Raw genomic sequence first — 20,353 nt, forward strand, 5'->3', positions numbered from 1 at the left:
TGCGCGGGAACCCACCTGTGCACAAACCCACCTGTGGATGAATCTGTTGGTGAGTCGGTGGATGAACTGTGAGTACCGGTGGAAACTGCGGTTATCCACAACCACGTGCGGTTGTGCACAATTCGCGATGCCACCGATCACAGCGAGCCGGACTGCTTGAGCTCGAGGTATTCGTCGGCCAGCGCCTCGGGCAGTCGATCGGGTGCCGCGGCCACCACGGCCACCCCGCGCCGCCGCAGCGATTCCTGCACGAGCGCACGCTCGGCCAGCACAGTCTCGGCTGCGGCCGCCGTGTAGACCTGCGAACGGTCACTCGCCGCCGCCGCGATGTCGGGATCGATCACAGAGACGATCAGCACCCGATGACGCCGTGTCAGCGTCGGCAGCGCGGGCAACAGGTGCTCGGTGACGGTCGGCCCGTCGAGACTGGTGAACCATACGATCAATGCCCGCCGTCGAACCCGCGAGATCACGGCGCGTACCAGCCCGTCGGTGTCGGTGTCCACCAGCTGTGGAGTAACCCCGGCGAGGGTGTGCATAAGTTTCAAAGGCAGCTGATTACCGCCTACGCCACTCACTTCCGCGCGGACTCGGCGGTCGTAGGCCAGCAGGTCGACCGTGTCGCCCGCGGCGGCGGCCAGACCACCGAGTAGCAGCGCCGCTTCGATCGCGCTGTCGAGCCGTGTTCCCTCACCGACCCGGCCCGCGCCGGCCCGCCCGGTATCGAGGACCATCAGCATGTGCCGGTTGCGTTCCGGCCGCCACGTCCGCACCAGCACGTCGTTCGCGCGCGCGGTGGCCCGCCAGTCGATGCTGCGCACGTCGTCGCCCGCCACGTACTCGCGGAACGAATCGAACTCGGTGCCCTGCCCGCGCGTATTGGCGACATTGCGCCCCTCGAGATGATGCAGCCGCTTCACCTTCGAACGCAGCAGCCGCTCACTGCGAAACGCGGGCAGCGCGCGCACCCTGGCAGGCACGTCGATCCGGCTCTGCCGTCCGGCCAGACCCAGCGGACCGAGCAGCCGCACCGTCACCGGGCCTGCGACCCGATCACCGCGATAAGTGGGAGTCAGGCTGGTGCGCAGCCGGATTCGGGTGTGCGGGGCCAGATCCAGCTGGTGTTCGCGGATGTCGGCACGCGCGCTGTCGGGCCAGGCGTCCCACAGCAGGCCCCGCACCGTGGCCGTGCCGGTATTGGTGACCGCCAGCTCCACCTCGGTGCCGCGTCCGAGCCGCACCACCGTCAGCGGATCACGGGTCAGCGACAGCGCATCCGCCCGCGCGGTGAGCGCGATATCGGTCAGCAGCAGCGCCACCAGCACCGCGCAGGCGCCGAGCACGCCGGCCCACGTCGGCACCACGAACATCACCACCGCCGCCGCGACCGTGGCGAGCAGCGCGAACCGGCCTGTGACCACCACGTCGCTAGACCGGAACCGGCACCGAGACCAGCAACGACGAGAGCACGCCCTCGGTGCTCACCCCGTCCAGCTCGGCCTCCGGCCGCAACTGCAAGCGATGCCGAAGTACCGCCATCGCCACGGTTTTCACGTCGTCGGGCGTCACGTACGCGCGGCCGTTGAGCCAGGCGAAGGCGCGGGCGGCGGCCAGCAGCGCGGTCGCGCCACGGGTGGACGCGCCGTGCGCGACGGCGGGGGAGGAGCGGGTGGCGCGGCACAGATCGACGATGTAGGCCAGCACCTCCGGGCTCACGGTCACCTGGCCCACCGCGGCGCGCGCGGCCGCGATGTGTTCGGGTCCGGCGACCGGGCGCAGTCCGGCGGCGCCGAGGTCGCGCGGATCGAAGCCGCTCGCGTGGCGTTGCAGGATGCGGAACTCGTCGTCGCGGTCGGGCAGCCGGATGTCGACCTTGAACAGGAACCGGTCGAGTTGCGCCTCGGGCAGGGGATAGGTGCCCTCCTGCTCGATCGGGTTCTGGGTGGCGACCACCACGAACGGATCGGGCAGCGGACGCGGCTGACCGTCCACCGAAACCTGGCGCTCCTCCATCGATTCCAGCAGCGAGGACTGGGTTTTCGGTGGGGTGCGGTTGATCTCGTCGGCCAGCAGCAGGTTGGTGAAGACCGGACCCTTGCGGAAGGTGAACTCGGCCGAATGCGGGTCGTAGATCTGGGATCCGGTGACATCGCCCGGCATCAGGTCCGGGGTGAACTGCACGCGTGCGTGCTCGAGCGCCAGCGAGGTGGCAAGGGCGCGCACCAGCAGCGTCTTCGCCACGCCGGGAACACCTTCGAGCAGCACATGACCGCGGCACAGCAGGGCGAGCACGAGGTACAGCACGGCCTGGTCGTTGCCGACCACCGCCTTGCCGATCTCGGTGCGCAGTGCGGCCAGTGCCGCCGCGGCCTCCTGCGCGCTCGGCGTCTCGAGCAGCACAGCGTCCTTGGAAATATTTGTCATCCGAGCTCCGTCTCGATCCATTCGAGGTGTGCGGCAATGTAATGGAGGGTTGTCTCGTCCGGCACCTCGCCGAACAGGACGGTGCCGATCTGCCGGCCGGGTACGCCGAGACGGCTGGACACGGCTTCGACGAGTTGATCGCCGGTGAGTTCGCCGCCCAGCCGCGGTGTGATCCGGCGCAGCGTCGCCGCGCGCAGGATATGGGCCACATGGGCCACGTCGCCGGAGCGGCGATACAGGCCCGCCTGTCCCGCGAGCAGCTCGTTCGCGGGGACCTCGACCGGGCGCGGCTCGCCGACCAGCGCACCACGCCTGCGGGCCCGCCACCAGATCAGCGCCACGAAGGCGAGCAGGAACTGCAAGCCGCCGAACGCCAGCCAGCCGGGCAGGCGGGTGAAGATCGAGTCCTTGCCGCTGCCGAAATCGAGGTCGTTGTCATCAGGAGGTGGCTCGGGCGGGTCGGGTGGGTTGGGCAGATCGGGCGGGTGGGGTGCGTTGGGGGCGCCGCACGACTGCATGGTGGCGTAGACCAGCAGGGCGATGGCGAGTCCCGCCGCGAGCACCGCCCAGAAGCGGGGGCTGCGCAGGATCGGGGGCAGGGGTGGAAGCTTCCTGCGCTGCTTGGGTTCTCGCTCGACCACCTCGACCTCGAGCGGATCGAGAACGGGAGGTGGTGCGGACTGGGAGTACCGGTCGGCGTATTCGAGCCGGCGGTACTCGTCCTCGGTGGCGCTACGTCCGCCGTAGACGACCTCGTCGAAACTCCGTGCCGCCGGATGCAATTCGGTGGACTGCTCCAGCGGCAATGCCGTGGTCGCGTCGTCGGCGGTCTCCTGCGCGGTGCGCGAGCGGCGCACCGGCAAGCTGCCGTCCTGTTCGAGTCCGCGCAGGACGGCGCGGAAGCGTTCGCGCAGTGCGCGGTCGTAATCGCGGCGGCCCGCGGCGTTCTCGGCGGCGGCGCGATGTTCGGCGGCGGCGCCGAGACGGGGCTGCGGTGGGACGCCGTCAGGGAACTCGGTCACCGGCGATCACCGGGAATTCGAATGTCCATGCCTTCGCGCACACACCGCCGGCTGATGTAGCACAGCACGCGGCTGGTCGCCTCGACGATCTCGCTCACGGTCACCACCAGCAGAAACCCGCCGACGAGCAGGGTGATGAAAGCCCAGCGATGAGTGCCGGAGAAGTCGGAGAGGAAGAACGGAATTCCGAACGCGGGCACCGTGAGGACCGCGAAGATGCACCGCTGGGTGAGCCACAGACCCGCGGTCGACCAGTCGGCACCCTGCACGAGCTCCTTCGAACGGGCAACGCCCACACCGAAACCCGCGTGCTCGGCCACGATCGCCGGTTCGGTGACGAACCGCCGCGCCCGGACATACGAAAGCCAGATCAGCGCGAGCGGATAGGTGATCACCAGAATGCTGCCCAGCAGCAGCACCCCGATCCCGGTGAGCGTGAACATGATCTGCGCGAGCACCAGCGGCGTCGCCTGCCTGCCCGCGGCCCGCAACCCGTCGAGCACGCCGTAGCGCACCCCGTGGAAGTCGGCGAGCACGATCGCGACGGTCGCGCCGCGCAGGACCAGGCGAACCACCCACACACAGGCCGCGGTCGCCAGGATCGCCGCCCACGCGGTGCCCGCGTCGGAGCCGTCGGTGAGGTGGGAAACCAGACCGGTCACCCCGAGCGCGACGAGCACACCGATCACGAGCGCACTGCCGCCGAGCACCGCGAAGGTCCGGATATGGGCCTGGATCAGGGCGAACGGCTCATCGAGCAATTCGCGGAAACGCAAGGGGCGGATCGGCACCGTCGGCGGTGTTGGCGGCCCCGGCGCAGGCACCGGTGCCGGATCGACTCCCGCCCTCACGACGCCAACCGTATCGGCGGGACGCACGGGCCGAGTCTAGTCAATCCCGTCCGCCCCGCCCGGTATGTCTTTACCGAGAGGGGCCCGCCCCGATCTGGACTGACCGGAGGGTGCAACGAAGGAGTACCCGGAGGGAGGGAAGATCGGGGGCCCGAAGGGCCCCGACTCGAGCGCGTCAGCGCTCCAACAAACACAGCAAGGTACACCCGCCCCTGGCCCGGTTTACGGTTGGCAATTCCTACCGAACATCGGCGGACCCGCGCCCGACAGTTGACCGCTCATCAACCGACGCCGATACCCTCGGCAGCGCAACCTGCGTGGGCTTCAAACGCCCACGCAGCGTGACCGTCTCACCGAGAATCCACTGCGCGGATTCTGAGTCGGCCGCAGCGGCAAGCGTGGTCGCCGACGTGAGCAACCGTTCGTCGTGCTGCTTGGACAGCTCACACAGCCGAGCGGCCTCGTTCACAGCGTCACCGATCACCGTGAACTCGTACCGATTGTGCGTACCGACGTTGCCCGCGACCACCCGTCCCGCCGCGACGCCGATACCCGCGTCGAGATCGGAGGCGTCGCGCAATCGGCGCTGGATCGCCCGACCGCACGACAGCGCCGATCCAGCCAGGTCGTCGAGCGGAGCGGGGGTACCGAACACCGCCAGCGCCGCGTCGCCCTCGAACTTGTTGAGCAGCCCGCCGTGCCGTTCCACCTCGTCGACGACGATGTCGAAGAACCGGTTGAGAATGCCGACGATCTCGGGTGCGGGCAGGGTGGCCGCCATCGTGGTGGAGCCGATGATGTCGATGAACAGGGCCGCTGCCTCGGTTTCGGTGCCGCCGAGCACCGGCTGGGAGGCGATCGCCGCCATCGCGACATCGTGGCCGACATGCTTGCCGAACAGGTCCTCGATCATCGCCCGCTCGCGTAGCCCGTGCACCATCGTGTTGAAGCCGCTCTGCAGTTCGCCCAGTTCGGTGCCGTCGTAGAGGGCGATCTCGGCGTCGAGGTCGCCGTTCTCCACGCGCCGCAGCGCCTGGCGCACCCCCTTGATCGGGGCCACTGTCGCCGCGACGACCTGGGCCATCAGGATCAACCCGAACACCAGCGCGGAGCCGCCGAGGCTGAGCATGCACACCGCCAGCCTGGCCTTGCTCACCGCGGGATCGGCCAGCGCCCACACCGCCACCGTCATCGTGAGCGCCACCGGTACGCCGACCCCGACGAACCACGACAGCATGGTCCGGCCGAACACGCCGATGCCACGGCGGCGGTGCGGGTCGGCGGCCAGCACGCGAGCGGTCACCGGGCGCAGCGCGAATTCGATGATCAGGTAGCTGTTGGCGCACACGACGATCGCGGCGGCCCCGGTGGAGAGGATGACCTTGGGGATCAGCGCCGGTTCGAGCACCCCGTAGACGATGGTGAGCACGGTCAACGTCAGCGTCCACAGGATGGCCTGCTGCAGCACCATCCAGCGCGGCGCCGACACGGTGACCTGCTGTTCGGCCGGCGTCGGCACGTGCTCGGGATCGGTGGCCCAGCCCATCGAGCGCACCCCGGCCACGGTGCCCCACACGGTGCCGCCCGCCAGCGCGAGCGCGGCGCACAGTGGTGTGAAAACGCTGTTGACCAGCAGGAGTTGCCGAGTGAACACGGTGGGACCGGGCAGCACGAAGCCCGCGAGCACCACCACCATGGCGATGCCGATCAGATTGGCGATGAGCAGCGGGACCGTGAGTAGTAACTGCACCCGAACTCGACGGATCTTCGATGCCTCGTCGACTGGCCCGAGCAGCGGCGAGCCCCATGGCGCTGATCGTGCCGCGCCCGCCGGTCCATCGCGGTTGATCACTTCTGAACTGTAAACCGGTGAACCCGGTGTCGGCCACAGAGTTGCGCAGGTCACTGCATTAGTCAGGCGGCTATACCAACTGGTCGCACCCAGTTTTGTGACCGTCCACCGGTCCGTCGACCGTCCTGTTGTCCGCAGCTTCGTTCGGTGTACAAATGTGCACTCAACCCTGGAGCAGGTTGTCGACGACGGCCCGGTAGCGCGCGGGTTCGATCTGCGGCAGACCGAGCAGGGCGCGCAGGTAGACCCCATCGCCCACCAGTCGGATGGTGTCGGCGCGGACGGGGTCGTCCACCTCGGTCTCGAGGTTGTCCGACCAGGCAACCATCACCGCGTCGAGCGCGCGCTGCACCTCGTCGGGTTCGCTGCCCGCCGACGCGTCGATCGTGCGCATGGTCGCCAGCAGTGAGCGGTACAGGGCGAGTTCTACGGCGTCGTCCTGCGCGGTGGGGTCGGGCGTCTGCAGGTACCACTCGGCGATGGAGCTCCCGCTCGATCTGGCGTCGTCGAGTTGGGTGCGGGCACGCTCGCCGAGCCGCTGGACCAGGCCGACGAGCAGGGTGTCCTTGCTCTTGAAGTGGTAGAGGAGCCCGCCCTTCGACACGCCCGCCGCGGCGGCGACGTTGTCGAGGGTCATCTGTGCCGCGCCGCGTTCGAGCAGCAGGGTCTCCAGGGCGTCGAGGATGCGGTCGCGGGTGTCAGAGCTCACGGCAATCACTGTACCGTCTGGACGGTTTTCTTGTTACTGTACCGTCTGGACGGTTTACCAACCCGAAAGACGAGAGACCGATGAACACCCCCACAGCACTCACCCCGACGCGCGCCACCCCGCGTGAGTGGGCGGGCCTCGGCGTACTCGCCCTGGCCCTGCTGCTGCTCGCCGTGGACGCGACCGTGCTGGACCTGGCCGTGCCCGCGATCAGCGCCGACCTCGCCCCGAGCACGCCACAGCTGCTCTGGATCATCGACGTGTACTCCTTCGTGCTCGCCGGTCTGCTGGTGGTGATGGGCAATCTCGGCGACCGGATCGGCAGGCGCAAGCTCCTGCTGATCGGTGCGGTCGGCTTCGGCATCGCCTCGGCGCTGGCCGCGTGGGCGGTGTCGCCGGAGATGCTGATCGCCGCGCGCGTCCTACAGGGCGTCGCGGGCGCCACGCTGATGCCCGCCACGCTCGGCCTGATCCGATCGATGTTCCAGGACCCGCGGCAGCGCACCGTCGCGATCGGTGTGTGGAGTGCGATGGCCGGTGGCGGCGCCGCGGCCGGTCCGCTGGTCGGCGGCTGGCTGCTCGAGCACTTCTGGTGGGGCTCGGTGTTCCTGGTGAACCTGCCGGTGATGCTGGTGCTACTCGCCCTCGCCCCGCTGCTCATCCCCGAGTCACGTGATCCGAACCCGGGCCGGTTCGACGCGCTGAGCGCGCTGCTGTCGATGCTGGCGCTGGTGCCGGTGGTCTACGCGGTGAAGGAAACCGCCGCGCACGGTCCGGCGGTGAGCGCGCTGCTGGTCGGCCTGGTCGGTGTGGTCTCGGCCGTGCTGTTCGTGCGCAGGCAGCGTCGCCTGACCGATCCGATGCTCGACCTGCGGCTGTTCGAACTGCCGCGGTTCCGGGTGGCGGTGTTCACCAACCTGCTCGCGGTGTTCGCGCTGGCGGGCGTGCTGTTCTTCGGATCGCAGTATCTGCAGCTGGTGCTCGGCCGTACGCCCTTGGAGGCGGGTCTGCTGATGCTGCCGGGGCTCGCGGCGAGCGTGTTCGGTTCGCTGGCGGCGGCCTGGCTCGTGCGGCGCTGGCGCGCGGCGCTGGTGCTGGCCGGTGCGCTGGTCGTCACCGCGATCGGCGCGGCGGCCTTCCTCGCGGTCGACGCGGTGAGTGGCGCCGAGGCGTTCGTGCTCGGTTTCGTCGGCATCGGTCTGGGTGCCGGTGTGGCCATGACCGTGGCCGCCGACCTGGTCGTCGGATCGGCGCCGGAGGAACGCGCCGGTGCGGCCGCGGCGATCTCGGAGACCGCCTACGAAACGGGTCTTGCGCTCGGTGTCGCCCTGCTCGGCAGCACCGTGATGGCGATCTTCCGGCGTGGTCTGGACGTGTCCTTGCTGCCGGATGACGCTGTGGCGGCCGCGTCGGGTTCGCTCAGCGGTGCCGTCGAGGTGGCCGGCGAGCTGCCCGCCGCGGTGGCGGCGGAGTTCCTGTCGTCGGCGAACCAGGCGTTTGTCAGCGGCATCCATCTGACGGTGCTCGGCATCGTCGCGGTGCTGTTGTTCGCGGCCTACAGCGCGGTGCGGACGAAGACCACGCGCGGCTGAGCCGGGGTGGCCGAGATTGTCGGCCACCCCGTGCGATCAGCGGGCGGGCGGCAGCTGACGCCGGTTGCCGGGCAGCTCGTTGGCGTTTCCGCCGGCGAGCTCGCCGTGGCTGTCCGCCTCGGGCAGGCCATTGCCTTGACCGGCGGGCAGCGCGGTGTAGTTCGGCGCCGAGGGGTACTGACGCGGGTCCGGGTGGAAGCGGCTCGACGGCGCGTCGACCACGTTCGAGGCGATCTGCTGGGCGTACGGCTGGTACGGCTGCTGGTACTGCTGCTGCGGGTAGGCGCCGGGCGGCAGGAAACCCTGCGCGGGCTGACCCTGCAACTGATATCCGGCGGGGACCTGCTGTTGCTGCGCGGAATCCTGCGTGTCGACGGTGACCTTGCGCGTGCGGCGCAGCGTGAACGTCACCTCTTCGACCTCTTCGAACGCCTGCCGCGCGGTCCGCATCGGGTGGGTGGCCGAGTCGAAGGCATTGGCCACGAAAGCCGGTACCAGCGGACGGATCCAGCGAGCGGCGGTGTCGGTGAACGGCACCGTCCCGATGATCGGCAACGCCAAACCGCCACCGCCGGCCGGTGCTTGCGCGGGCGGTTGCTGGGTGGGCGTCTGGTGGGCGGGGACGAGAGCCCCGGCGGTGCCGGCGGGCAGCGCGTGCTGGACGTACCCCGCGGGCAGCTGCGATGTGACGTTCGGCTCCAGAGACACGGAGTCGTCCTTTCGATGCGGCTCGGTGAACCCGAGCTCGAAACCGCCGATCGCGGCGATGATCCTGGTGCGCTGACGTTCTCGATCGATCACGGTATCGGCTTCGATGGCCAGTTGCGCGGCGGTGAGCTCGTGTTCGGCGCGCAAGGCGGCCGTCTCGGTGCGCACTTCGGCGCGTTTCACCGCGATGGCGGCGTCGGCCTCGCACTGGGCCCGATCGGCCACCTCCGCGGCGTCGACCCGGCGGTCGAGCGAGGTTTCCCCGCGCCACCAGCGCAGCAGCAGCGGCAGCAGGGCCACGACGACGCCCGCGAGCAGGATGAGCAGGCGCAGCGCGGCGGCGCCCGCGTGTGACGCGGTGTAGCTGTTCATGGCCAGCCAGCGGGCGCCCAAGCCACGGTCGCCGTCGGCGAACGCGCTGGTCCGCGCGGTGGCGAGCGCGGCGGATTCGGTGCGAACCCGCTGGTCGAGGCCCTCGATGCGGCCCTGCGCCGTGGCGAGCTGTTTGCGGGCGTCGTCGAGCATGTCGTTGGCGGTCTGCGTTTCCGGACCGCGACCCGGTACCCCGGTGATTCTGGTCCGCGGGCATTCCGCGGTGGGGTTGTACTCGCAGCGGGCGATCACCAGCGCGCGGTCGATGTCGGCCTGCGACTTGGCGATACTCAGATCGAGCGCGGCCCGGTCGGCGGTGGCGAGGTCGAACGAGGTGCGGGCGGCGACCACGGCAGGCGCGTTCTCGGCACTCGCCTGGGCGCGCACATCCAGTTCCCGGTCGACGGTCCCGCCGAGCAGCACGGTGGCGGCGAGTTCGGCCACGAAGACCCCGGCCAGCACCCCGACCCCGATCCGGGCCGCGATTCCGAACCGATCGTCGTCCGCACCGGGCCGCGTAGTCGCCAGCGCCCGGCCGAGCGCTCCCGCGGCGACGGCGATGACCAGCGCGAACAGCACCGCGACGAGCACGGCAGCGTCGGCGGCGAGCAGTGCGGACATCGCGACGAGACCGGCGATCACGGCGAACAACGTCACGGCGGCACCGGTGACGAGATAACGGCCCTGTTCATGGCTGAAAGCCAGGTCGGCGCCCGATTCGTGGTCCCGGCGCCGTGGCGAGGCGAGGCCTCCGCCGAGCCAGGTGAGTAAGCCGGTCATGAGTTCTCCCCGGGTCGTGCGCTCCACTGGGCATGGCGAAACTGGTAGATAAGGCGAAACTGGCATGGATTCGTTGTGTCAGCGTGACAGGCCGGACACCGACACACCGAGTGCCGAGGTACTGCTTGTGGTCAGCCTCACAGTGGATGGGTCCACTCATCGCGCTGACCGAAACATTTCTGTGCCGACCTCGGCGTGTCGCGCGCGGCGAGCCGGGCCGCACCGCCGTCCGTGCCCGATTTGTGTCGAACGACACTGCCAGAAGTTTGCCAGCAGTGTGCTGTGGCGCACATTTCGCAATACAGACCGTACGGTCGGCTGACTGGAGCGCTTGTGGGGGCCCGTGTCGGGAATATCTCACAGTCCCCACCCCTGGTTAGCGGAGGTGGGAGGTTTGACCAGGGCATCTGCAGGGAAATCTGCTGCGGTGCAGGTGAGTTCAGCTTTCGGCCCCCGGCCGACGGTGGAACCGAGTCTGCTCGTCGACAGTGTTCACGCAGGTAGGCGGGGGTTGTCCGGGATCGATCCGGTCCCCGGTCTGCTTTACACTGGACGACGCGCGCGACGATGCAAGCAGCCGTTACAAACCCCAGCTAGACGGGTTACTTAGCACAACCTTAGTTGGTTGGGTCTGCGGTCTGACTTATCGTTTGCTCTTACGCCGAACGCACCCAGTTCGGCACAACCACCTGTTCGAGGTCCGGTGAAACCGGGCCAAGAGTAGCGGGTGAAACCCCGCGCAGCGGTAAGGGAGAAGTAAGCATCCCGTTACCTCTGAGCACCCCAACTACGTCAACGCCGCAAACCACCACCGTCGCTGGTTTCGGATCGTACGGACGCAGTCTTGACGGAGGCGAAACGACGAAGGGCCCACGCTCAGCTTGCTGGGTGGCCGACATCGACAGCCGACTTTCTTGAAGGCAGAGGCATGACGCAACTTCCTGGCCACAGGTCACCCGGAGTCACCGGGCTCTACGATCCGGCATTCGAACACGACGCCTGCGGCGTCGCGTTCGTTGCCGACATGCATGGACGACGCAGTCGAGACATCGTCGACAAGGCCATCACGGCCCTCCTGAACCTGGAGCACCGCGGTGCTGCGGGTGCCGAGCCGAACTCCGGCGACGGCGCGGGCGTCCTGCTGCAGCTCCCGGACAAGTTCTTCCGTGCGATCCTCGCCGAAGAAGGCGCCGCTTTCGAGTTGCCCCCGGAAGGCTCCTACGCCTCCGGTATCGCCTTCCTGCCGCAGGCCCGCCGCGAAGCCGCGCGGGCCGCCTACGGCGTCGAGAAGATCGTCACCGAAGAGGGCCTGGCCGTGCTCGGCTGGCGCGAGGTGCCGATCGACGAGACCTCGCTCGGCGCGCTGGCCCGCGATGCCATGCCCACCTTCCGGCAGATCTTCATCGGCTCGCCGAAGAACTCCGCCGAGCAGCTCTCGGGCATGGACCTGGAGCGTCGCGCCTACGTGATCCGCAAGCGGATCGAGCACGAGCTCGGCAAGGCAGGCCCCGGCGAGGGCACCGTCGGCAAGGAATCGGTGTACTTCCCGAGCCTGTCCGGCCAGACCTTCATCTACAAGGGCATGTTCACCACGCCCCAGCTGCGTGCGTTCTACCTGGACCTGCAGGACGAGCGCGTCGAGTCGGCCATCGGCATCGTGCACTCGCGCTTCTCCACCAACACCTTCCCCTCGTGGCCGCTGGCGCACCCGTTCCGCCGGGTCGCCCACAACGGTGAGATCAACACCGTCACCGGTAACGAGAACTGGATGCGCGCCCGTGAGGCGCTGCTGCGCAGCGACGTGTTCGGCAAGGACGAGGCGGGCAAGGACCGGCTGCAGAAGATCTTCCCCGTCTGCACCCCCGGCGCCTCCGACACCGCGCGTTTCGACGAGGTGCTCGAACTGCTGCACCTGGGCGGTCGCGAACTGCACCACGCCATCATGATGATGATTCCCGAGGCGTGGGAGCGTAACGAGAACCTCGACCCCGACCGGCGCGCGTTCTACGAGTACCACTCGATGCTGATGGAGCCGTGGGACGGCCCGGCAGCGGTGTGCTTCTCCGACGGCACCAAGATCGGCGCCGTGCTCGACCGCAACGGTCTGCGCCCGGGTCGCATCTGGGTCACCGAGGACGGCCTCGTCGTGCTCGCATCCGAGGTCGGCGTGCTCGACATCGACCCCGCCACCGTGGTCCAGAAGATCCGCCTGCAGCCGGGCAAGATGTTCCTGGTCGACACCGAGCAGGGTCGCATCGTCACCGACGAGGAGGTCAAGTCGGAACTGGCCGCGGCGCAGCCGTACCAGCAGTGGCTCGACGAGGGCGTCAGCCGCCTGGCCGACCTGCCCGACCGCCCGCACGTGCACATGTCGCACGACCGCGTGCTGATCCGTCAGCAGATCTTCGGTTACACCACCGAGGACCTGAACCTGCTGATCACGCCGATGGCCAAGACCGGCGGCGAGGCACTGGGCTCGATGGGTACCGATACGCCGATCGCGGTGCTGTCGAACCGGTCGCGTCTGCTGTTCGACTACTTCTCGCAGCTGTTCGCGCAGGTCACCAACCCGCCGCTGGACGCCATCCGCGAGAAGGTCGTCACCAGCCTCAAGCGCAACCTCGGCCCCGAGGCCGATCTGCTGCATCCGGGTCCCGACTCCTGTCGCATGATCGCGCTCGAACAGCCCATTCTCGACAACGACGAGCTGGCCAAGCTCGTCCACATCAACGACGACGGCAGCCAGCCGGGCCTGCGCTCGGTGGTCGTGCGCGGTCTGTACCCGGTCGCCGAGGGCGGCGAGGGTCTGCGCAAGGCGCTCGCGGCCATCAACACCCAGGTCTCGGCCGCCATCGACGGCGGCGCGCGCATCATCGTGCTGTCCGACCGTGAGTCCAACGAGAAGCTGGCGCCGATCCCGTCGCTGCTGCTCACCTCGTCGGTGCACCACCACCTGGTGCGCGAGCGGACCCGCACCATGGTCGGCCTGGTCGTGGAGGCCGGTGACGCCCGCGAGGTGCACCACATGGCCCTGCTGATCGGTTTCGGCGCCGCCGCGATCAACCCGTACATGGCCTTCGAGACCATCGAGGACATGCTCGAGCGCGGCTCGCTGCAGATTCCGGGCAGCACCGGCGATCTGGGCGCCGACTTCCGCAAGGCCGTCGCGAACTACTGCACCGCGGCCAGCAACGGCGTGCTCAAGGTGATGTCGAAGATGGGCATCTCCACCCTGGCCTCCTACAACGGCGCCCAGCTGTACCAGGTCATCGGCCTGGCCCAGGACCTGGTCGACGAGTACTTCACCGGCCTGCGCTCCGCGCTGGGCGGCATCGGTCTCGACGAGATCGCCGAAGAGGTGGCCATCCGCCACCGCGTCGCGTTCCTGGAGAACCGCAACGAGCGCGCGCATCGCGAGCTCGAGGTCGGTGGCGAGTACCAGTGGCGTCGTGAGGGCGAGTACCACCTGTTCAACCCGGACACGGTGTTCAAGCTCCAGCACGCGACCCGCACCGGCCAGTACTCGATCTTCAAGGAGTACACCAAGCTGGTCGACGATCAGTCCGAGCGCTTAGCGGCGCTGCGTGGCCTGTTCAAGTTCAAGTCGAACCAGCGCGCGTCGATCTCCATCGACGAGGTCGAGCCCGCGAGCGAGATCGTGAAGCGTTTCTCGACCGGTGCGATGAGCTACGGCTCCATCTCCGCCGAGGCGCACGAGTCCCTCGCCATCGCGATGAACCGCATCGGCGCTCGCTCGAACTCCGGTGAGGGCGGCGAGAGCCCCGCTCGCTTCGAGGTCGAGGAGAACGGTGACTGGCGTCGTTCGGCGATCAAGCAGGTCGCGTCGGGTCGCTTCGGCGTCACCGCGCACTACCTGACCAACGCCACCGACATCCAGATCAAGATGGCCCAGGGTGCCAAGCCGGGCGAGGGCGGCCAGCTGCCCGCGCACAAGGTGTACCCGTGGGTCGCCGAGGTGCGCCACTCCACGCCGGGCGTCGGCCTGATCTCGCCGCCGCCGCACCACGACATCTACTCGATCGAGGATCTGGCGCAGCTGATCCACGATCTGAAGAACGCGAACCCGCAGGCTCGGATTCACGTGAAACTTGTCGCGGAGCCGGGTGTCGGCACCGTCGCCACCGGTGTGTCCAAGGCACACGCCGACGTCGTGCTCATCTCGGGCCACGACGGCGGCACCGGCGCGTCGCCGCTGACCTCGCTCAAGCACGCGGGTGGACCCTGGGAGCTCGGCCTGGCCGAGACCCAGCAGACCCTGCTGCTCAACGGCCTGCGTGACCGCATCGTCGTTCAGGTCGACGGTCAGATGAAGACCGGCCGCGACGTGATGATCGCCGCCCTGCTCGGCGCCGAGGAGTTCGGTTTCGCGACCGCGCCCCTGGTGGTCTCGGGTTGCGTCATGATGCGCGTGTGTCACCTCGACACCTGTCCGGTCGGCATCGCCACCCAGAACCCGGTGCTGCGCGAGCGCTTCACCGGCAAGCCGGAATTCGTCGAGAACTTCATGATGTTCATCGCCGAGGAGGTGCGTGAGCTGCTCGCCGAGCTGGGCTTCCGCACCCTCGACGAGGCCGTCGGCCGGGTCGACCTGCTCGACACCGCCAAGGCCAAGCAGCACTACAAGGCCGCCAAGCTGGACCTGTCGCCGATCCTGGACATGCCGGAGACGGCGTTCATGAACCAGAACACCCGGTGCACCGGTACCCAGGACCACGGTCTGGACAAGGCGCTGGACAACGAGCTGATCGCGCAGAGCGCTCCCGCGCTCGAGCGTGGCCAGGCGGTCAAGATCGAAACCAAGATCACCAATGTGAACCGCACGGTCGGCACCATGCTCGGCCACGAGGTGACCAAGCTCTACGGTGGCGCGGGCCTGCCCGACGACACCATCGACATCACCTTCACCGGTTCGGCGGGCAACAGCTTCGGCGCGTTCGTCCCGGCCGGCATCACGCTGCGGGTCTTCGGTGACGCCAACGACTACGTCGGCAAGGGTCTGTCGGGTGGCCGCATCGTGGTCCGCCCGTCGGCTTCGGCTCCGGAAGCCTTTGTCGCCGAAGACAACATCATCGCGGGCAACGTGATCATGTTCGGCGCCACCAGCGGTCGCATCCTGATCAACGGTGTCGCGGGCGAGCGCTTCGGCGTGCGTAACTCCGGTGCCACCGCGGTCGTCGAGGGTGTGGGCGACCACGCGCTCGAGTACATGACCGGTGGCCGCGTGGTCATCCTCGGTGACACCGGCCGCAACCTCGGTGCCGGTATGTCCGGTGGCGTCGCCTACTTCTACGACCCCGAGGGCAAGCTGCCCGGCCGGGTCAACCCGGATCAGGTCGACGCGATCGAGCAGCTCTCCGGTGACGACTTCACCTGGCTGCGCGACATCATCGCGACCCACCGCGACGAAACGGGATCGGCTGTGGCCGAACGCATCCTGAGCGACTGGTCCCAGCAGGTGAACCACTTCGTGAAGGTCATGCCCCGCGAATACAAGAAGGTTCTACTCGCCATTTCCGAAGCCGAGAAGGCCGGCAAGGACGTGGATACCGCGATCATGGAGGCGGCTCGTGGCTGACCCACAGGGATTTTTGAAGCACACCTCGAGGGAAACCCCGGCCCGTCGTCCGGTCGAGCTGCGTCTGCTCGACTGGAAAGAGGTCTACGAGGAGAAGAAGTTCTCCCAGGACACCTTGAAGACCCAGGCCAGCCGCTGCATGGATTGCGGTATCCCCTTCTGTCACAACGGCTGTCCGCTCGGGAACCTGATTCCCGAATGGAACGACCTGGTCTACAAGGGCGCGTGGCGCGAAGGCATCGACCGCCTGCACGCCACCAACAACTTCCCGGAGTTCACCGGCCGCCTGTGCCCGGCTCCGTGTGAGGCGTCCTGCGTGCTCGGCATCAACCAGGAGCCGGTCACGATCAAGCAGGTCGAGGTCGAGCTCATCGAGAACGCCTTCGACGAGGGCTGGGTCACCCCGGTGTACCCGACCCGTCTCACCGGCAAGAAGATCGCCGTCGTCGGCTCGGGCCCGGCCGGTCTGGCCGCCGCCCAGCAGCTCACTCGCGCCGGTCACACCGTGACCGTGTTCGAGCGTGACGACCGCATCGGCGGCCTGATGCGCTACGGCATCCCGGAATTCAAGATGGAGAAGTCGGTCATCGACCGTCGTCTGGCCCAGATGGAAGCCGAAGGCACCATCTTCAAGGCGGGCGTCAACGTGGGTGTCGACATCACCGCCGAGCAGCTGCGTGAGCGTTTCGACGCGATCGTGCTGGCCGGTGGCGCCACCATCGCCCGCGATCTGCCGATCCCGGGCCGCGAGCTCGACGGCATCCACCAGGCGATGGAGTTCCTGCCGCTGTCCAACCGGGTGCAGCTCGGTGACGACATCGCCGACTCCGACGGCCTGCCGCCGATCCACGCCAAGGGCAAGAAGGTCATCATCATCGGCGGTGGCGACACCGGCGCCGACTGCCTGGGCACCTCGCACCGCCACGGTGCCGAGTCGGTGCACCAGTTCGAGATCATGCCGCGTCCTCCCGAGGAGCGCGCGGGCTCGACCCCGTGGCCGACCTACCCGCTGATGTACCGGGTCGCCTCGGCGCACGAAGAGGGCGGCGAACGTCTGTTCTCGGTGAACACCGAGCGTTTCGTCGGCGCGGACGGCAAGGTCACCGGTCTCGATGCGCACGAGGTCAAGATGGTCAACGGCCGTTTCGAAAAGGTCGAGGGCACCGACTTCACCCTCGAAGCCGACCTGGTCCTGCTGGCCATGGGCTTCGTCGGTCCCCAGAAGCCGGGCCTGCTCACCGATCTCGGTGTCGGCTACGACGGTCGCGGCAATGTCCAGCGCGACAAGAGCTGGGCTACCAACATCCCTGGCGTCTTCGTGGCCGGTGACATGGGCCGTGGCCAGTCGCTGATCGTCTGGGCCATTGCCGAGGGCCGCGCCGCCGCGTCGGCCGTCGACAAATTCCTCGAGGGCGAGACCGCGCTGCCTGCGCCGATCCCCCCGACGGCTGTCGCCCAGCGCTAGCCGCGCAACCAGTAAGGCGCCCGCAGGCTTTCGAGCCCGCGGGCGTCTTTTTTTGTCATTCCCCCCACACGAGGCAGGTGTCCCGCCGAATCCGGACGCCTTGCCGGATACCTGCGGGTTTGCGGGGAATGTGCGTAGGGGGGTGAACGGGGAAGGGGTGCAAGGGGTTCGGTAGGCGAGCGAACGACGTGGCTGATCTTCCCTGCAGCACATAGACTTTCCGTGTCGAGGTGTACGGGAGATCCGAGGGGGAGCTGTGCCGTTGCCGCCGGAAGCGTTGGCGAACCTTCGCCGCGCCGCAGAGCGTGGTGACGGTACCGCCATGCACAATCTCGCCCACTTCTACCACGACCACAGCGATTTCGAAGCCGCCGAGTACTGGTTCCGGCGCGCCGCCGCCGCGGGGCACACGCGCTCGATGAACAACCTGGCCGTGTTGCTCGACCAGTTCGGTGAACTCGACGAGGCCGAGTCCTGGTACCGCCGTGCGGCTGTCGCGGGCAATGCCAACGCCATGTTCAATCTGGCCACCATGCTCTACCAGTGCGGTGACCGCCGGGACGCCGAAACCTGGTACCACCACGCCGCGATGGCGGGCCATGTCGACGCCATGTTCAATCTCGCGCGACTCCTCCAGGATCAGGACCGCCTCGACGACGCCGAAGCCTGGTTCGGCGAGGCCGCCGACCACGGCGACATCGACGCCGTGAACAATCTCGGCATCCTGCTGCGCCACCGCGGCGCCATCACCGAGGCCCGCCGCTGCTTCCGTCGCGCGGCCGATCTCGGCCACCCGCGGGCCATGGCCAACCTCGCCGCCCTGCTGGAATCCCAAGGCGCCCACCGCGAAGCGGAAACCTGGTACCGCCGCGCCGCCGGCTGATCGCACACTCCGAGCACATCGGTGGGGTACCGCTGTGCGTCGGGTTCGGCGAGGTCTGCGAAGACACAATTATCGATGTTTACGCGATGATCGCTGGCGGGTGGAACAGGCGAGTGATCACCGGTTATAGCTGCTCGCAGCGAATGGGCGCCGAAGTTACTCAAAAGTATTGATACCGAGCGGTTTTCCAGCAACCATCAGCAAACATATTGTGCGGCAGCAATTTTCCGGCGTTCAAGATGCGAGGAATAGCGGAGGGGTATAACGTCTCGTCTCGATCAATAGTCGATGACGGTTCGGGGGCTCGGTGAATTCTCTTGATGGGTGTCTGAAACGCATCATGGATATTCCCGGGGCGCGCAGTGTGACGCTGGTGGACGGGGCGAGCGGGTTGGCCGTGGCCGGTGCCGGCGAGCGCCGAGGCGTCGACGAGCACGAGGACGCGGCGGGGACCACCGATGTGATGCGGGCCGCGCTCGCGTGTCCGGCCCTGGGGAGCTCCGACGACGACCTCACCGAGATCGTGGTGTGCCGGACCAGGGGATTTCACCTCCTCCACCTGGTCGACGGCGATTTCGACGGCAGGTTGTTCATGCATGTCGTCTTCGACGGCGACACCGGCAATCTCGGGATGGCCCGCTATCAGCTCAGGTCGGCACTGCAAGAATTGACGGGCGGGGATCGATGAGTGTCGCGCTCGCCGATGAATTGCATCGGCTCGGCGAAGAAGGCTCGACCGGAGTATTGCGCGCAGGCGACGGCGAATTCCACTTGGTGCGCGGCACTATCGCCTCGGTCGGCTGCGGGCGGACCATCGGACTCGACAGATTGGTCGTCGAAGCGGGCGTAGCAACGGCGGAGGATTGGCGTCGCGCCGGTGCGGGCGACCCGGGTCCGCTGCTGGACCAGCCACAACTGGAAACCCTGGCGCTGCTGTCGGTGTTCGACGCCGCCTATTTTTTGCTGGCCTCCGCGGGTGAGCCGGAATTCCGTCCGACAACCGAACACTGGCTGGCGCCGGTCTGCCACATCGCGCCCCGCGCGCTTGTTCACGAATGCGAACGCCGCACCGACAACGAGTACGGCCCGTGGACCGCCGACCTCGTCACCCTGGTTCCGGTGGTCCCGGCCCGCCGGATCAAGCGGAACCAGGTGGTACTCACCGGAAGTCAGGCAGAGGTTCTCGCCGCCGCCGACACCCGCCGCAGCATCGCCGACATCGCCCGCGATCTGGGCCGCACCACCTATGGCTGCCTCGTCGCGGTCCGCGACCTGACCACAGCGGGCCTGATCGAAGCGCCGGAACCCGTCGCGACCGAACAACCACCGCGCGGGCGCCACCTCGCCCTCGCACCGGACCCGGCCGACCACCGGAGCTCGACTCGGTCGACAACATCCGTGCCCACGCTGCCCCGACGCATTCCGGGCAGCGCGGGACCGACCCGCCCCCAGCAGGAGACGGGTGCACGACAGGGCAGGCACGCGATCGACGAGGAAGCGACCGCGACCGCCCGACACCGCGGAAAACCGGCCGGCGCAGCGGAACCCGAACGCTGGCAGCAGGTCGACCGCGAAACACTCATCCGGCTCAGGGCGGCGTTGGAGGAGCTTGCGTGACCGTGCGGAAGAAGCTGCTCGGTGATTGGAGGGGAAGGTTGACCAAGGTGGCGATGACCACACCCGAACCCAGGGCGCCCGAACACACAGCGCCCCAGAACTACCCGGCTGTGCAGGCCGAACTGCAGTCGTTGCGCGAACGGCTACCTCAGCTCACCGGGTCGCTGGTGGCCTCCAGCGACGGGCTGCTCATCGAACACGACCTCCCCGCCCATCTCGAACCCACGGGCCTGGCCGCGCTGTCGGCCGCGCAGTTGTCGCTGTCGTACCGGCTGGCGAACACCGCGCACGGCGGCGGGTTCAGCGAGGTCGTCGTGCACGGCACCGAGGGGCAGGTGGTGATCTACGCCGCCGGGCGCACCTCGCTGACCGTGCTCGCCGGACCCGAAGTGAATGTCGGTCGACTCCATCTGGAGTCGCGACCGGTAGCTCGCGCGATCGCCGGCCATCTGGCGGCGGCGCACAACGATTGAAAGGCACAC

At 68.2% G+C, this 20,353-nt stretch carries 14 protein-coding genes; 7 read left to right on the forward strand and 7 right to left on the reverse strand.

The features are described from left to right. Positions 1-137: 137 nt before the first annotated feature. From ACWGCN_RS02190 to ACWGCN_RS02215, 6 genes are all read right to left on the reverse strand, one after another. Entirely contained in the window at positions 138-1,424 is a 1,287-nt protein-coding gene (locus ACWGCN_RS02190; RefSeq protein ID WP_378989399.1) for a DUF58 domain-containing protein, read from the reverse strand. Between the two features lie 4 nt (positions 1,425-1,428). Then, on the reverse strand, positions 1,429-2,424 hold the full coding sequence (locus ACWGCN_RS02195; RefSeq protein ID WP_378634537.1) for an AAA family ATPase: 996 nt from the start codon (positions 2,422-2,424) through the stop codon (positions 1,429-1,431). Next, positions 2,421-3,446, reverse strand: coding sequence for a DUF4129 domain-containing protein (locus tag ACWGCN_RS02200; protein WP_452458785.1), 1,026 nt, complete (start codon positions 3,444-3,446; stop codon positions 2,421-2,423). The genes ACWGCN_RS02195 and ACWGCN_RS02200 overlap by 4 nt, the downstream gene beginning before the upstream one ends. Continuing rightward, the gene (locus ACWGCN_RS02205) at positions 3,443-4,297 is read right to left on the reverse strand and encodes a hypothetical protein (RefSeq protein WP_452458784.1); all 855 of its coding nucleotides are present in this window, start codon (positions 4,295-4,297) and stop codon (positions 3,443-3,445) included. Before ACWGCN_RS02205 ends, ACWGCN_RS02200 begins: the two co-directional genes overlap by 4 nt. A 238-nt stretch (positions 4,298-4,535) precedes the next feature. Continuing rightward, positions 4,536-6,149, reverse strand: coding sequence for an adenylate/guanylate cyclase domain-containing protein (locus ACWGCN_RS02210; protein WP_452458783.1), 1,614 nt, complete (start codon positions 6,147-6,149; stop codon positions 4,536-4,538). Positions 6,150-6,312: 163 nt separating this feature from the next. Next, positions 6,313-6,858 carry a TetR/AcrR family transcriptional regulator gene (locus ACWGCN_RS02215; RefSeq protein ID WP_452458782.1) on the reverse strand — a complete coding sequence of 182 codons (546 nt, stop codon included), beginning with the start codon at positions 6,856-6,858 and terminating at the stop codon, positions 6,313-6,315. Positions 6,859-6,938: 80 nt separating this feature from the next. On the opposite strand from ACWGCN_RS02215, the gene ACWGCN_RS02220 reads away from it, so the two are divergent. Continuing rightward, the gene (locus ACWGCN_RS02220; protein WP_378989404.1) at positions 6,939-8,450 is read left to right on the forward strand and encodes an MFS transporter; all 1,512 of its coding nucleotides are present in this window, start codon (positions 6,939-6,941) and stop codon (positions 8,448-8,450) included. A 36-nt stretch (positions 8,451-8,486) separates the two neighbouring features. On the opposite strand, the gene ACWGCN_RS02225 is transcribed toward ACWGCN_RS02220, so the two are convergent. Beyond that, positions 8,487-10,310: a DUF4407 domain-containing protein gene (locus tag ACWGCN_RS02225; protein WP_452458781.1), complete on the reverse strand. Its 1,824-nt coding sequence runs from the start codon at positions 10,308-10,310 to the stop codon at positions 8,487-8,489. Between the two features lie 928 nt (positions 10,311-11,238). Here ACWGCN_RS02225 and gltB point away from each other — a divergent pair. The 6 genes from gltB to ACWGCN_RS02255 all read left to right on the forward strand — a co-directional run bounded on the left by gltB (position 11,239) and on the right by ACWGCN_RS02255 (position 20,344). Then, entirely contained in the window at positions 11,239-15,906 is a 4,668-nt protein-coding gene (gltB, locus tag ACWGCN_RS02230; RefSeq protein ID WP_387446011.1) for a glutamate synthase large subunit, read from the forward strand. Then, positions 15,899-17,371 carry a glutamate synthase subunit beta gene (locus ACWGCN_RS02235; RefSeq protein WP_378989407.1) on the forward strand — a complete coding sequence of 491 codons (1,473 nt, stop codon included), beginning with the start codon at positions 15,899-15,901 and terminating at the stop codon, positions 17,369-17,371. The genes gltB and ACWGCN_RS02235 overlap by 8 nt, the downstream gene beginning before the upstream one ends. Before the next feature lie 256 nt (positions 17,372-17,627). After that, positions 17,628-18,254, forward strand: coding sequence for a tetratricopeptide repeat protein (locus ACWGCN_RS02240; protein WP_378989408.1), 627 nt, complete (start codon positions 17,628-17,630; stop codon positions 18,252-18,254). Between the two features lie 340 nt (positions 18,255-18,594). After that, entirely contained in the window at positions 18,595-18,942 is a 348-nt protein-coding gene (locus ACWGCN_RS02245; protein ID WP_378989409.1) for a hypothetical protein, read from the forward strand. Then, a complete protein-coding gene (locus ACWGCN_RS02250; protein ID WP_379315725.1) occupies positions 18,939-19,871 on the forward strand; it encodes a hypothetical protein in 933 nt (310 codons plus the stop codon). The genes ACWGCN_RS02245 and ACWGCN_RS02250 overlap by 4 nt, the downstream gene beginning before the upstream one ends. Then, positions 19,868-20,344, forward strand: coding sequence for a roadblock/LC7 domain-containing protein (locus ACWGCN_RS02255; RefSeq protein WP_452458780.1), 477 nt, complete (start codon positions 19,868-19,870; stop codon positions 20,342-20,344). The genes ACWGCN_RS02250 and ACWGCN_RS02255 overlap by 4 nt, the downstream gene beginning before the upstream one ends. The last annotated feature ends 9 nt before the right edge of the window (positions 20,345-20,353 follow it).

It is taken from the genome of Nocardia sp. NPDC055050 (assembly GCF_053608345.1).